Source organism: Thiolapillus sp., assembly GCF_048562965.1.
GTDB lineage: Bacteria > Pseudomonadota > Gammaproteobacteria > Chromatiales > Chromatiaceae > Thiolapillus > Thiolapillus brandeum_A.
The window spans coordinates 1-611 of the sequence record NZ_JBHNMF010001473.1 but is presented as its reverse complement, the minus strand read 5'-3'; the positions used below and the strand labels follow the sequence as shown (position 1 = coordinate 611).

General features: G+C 51.1%; 2 protein-coding genes. Both read right to left on the bottom strand.

The window, feature by feature from the left end; genetic code table 11:
* Window positions 1-122 precede the first annotated feature (122 nt).
* Complete coding sequence (locus ACOCD2_RS25005) at window positions 123-248, bottom strand: hypothetical protein (RefSeq protein WP_419626364.1); 126 nt, start codon at window positions 246-248, stop codon at window positions 123-125.
* On the bottom strand, window positions 232-432 hold the full coding sequence (locus tag ACOCD2_RS25000) for a hypothetical protein (RefSeq protein ID WP_294031623.1): 201 nt from the start codon (window positions 430-432) through the stop codon (window positions 232-234). Before ACOCD2_RS25000 ends, ACOCD2_RS25005 begins: the two co-directional genes overlap by 17 nt.
* Window positions 433-611 lie beyond the last annotated feature (179 nt).

Here is a 611-nt window from a genome sequence, read left to right as displayed (position 1 = left end):
CGCAAGAAAAAATGGAGAAAAACAAAAAGAGGATGTCTATCTGAAAGTCTATGACAGCATAGTGGAAGCAAGGACTTCACTCGATATCTACTTCATGTAGTAGAATGTGGCTGATTCCTTGGCTATGGTTCAGCGATTCTTGGAAAGAGTTTGCCTTCAAGCTCATACGCTGCCAGCCATGGAGAGCGAAGCGAGGGCTGGTAGACCCCAGTAGCCGCGAGGCCGCACTGCTTACCCGTCGTGCGCATAGCGCCAGAGGGAAAGCAAAGTAGGCATCCAAACGCAGCGTCCAGTCACTGGGAGACAAGTACGGAGCAGCAACGAGCTTGCGAAGTTGTTGCATAGTGCTGGGTGACCAGGACGGCTGGGGCACGAATAGGTTGTCAAAGGCCGAGTCGATTTTGGGGACTGGGATGTCCCAAAATCTATCACGAGGTCGAAGACACGCTTGTGATGTACTTTCTTGGAGATGTGTAGGTGGGTGATGAAGGAAGGAAGAGGCACATCGGCATGAAAAAGCAAAATGATGGCGTTTCTTGTGTGGATCTATTCTGTGGAGCTGGTGGCCTGACGCATGGGTTCATTCTCGAAGGACTTCCGGTGAATGCAGG

Excerpts from the sequence above, each read along its gene's own strand:
- ACOCD2_RS25005 (WP_419626364.1), bottom strand. The coding sequence starts at position 248 with ATGCGCACGACGGGTAAGCAGTGCGGCCTCGCGGCTACTGGGGTCTAC.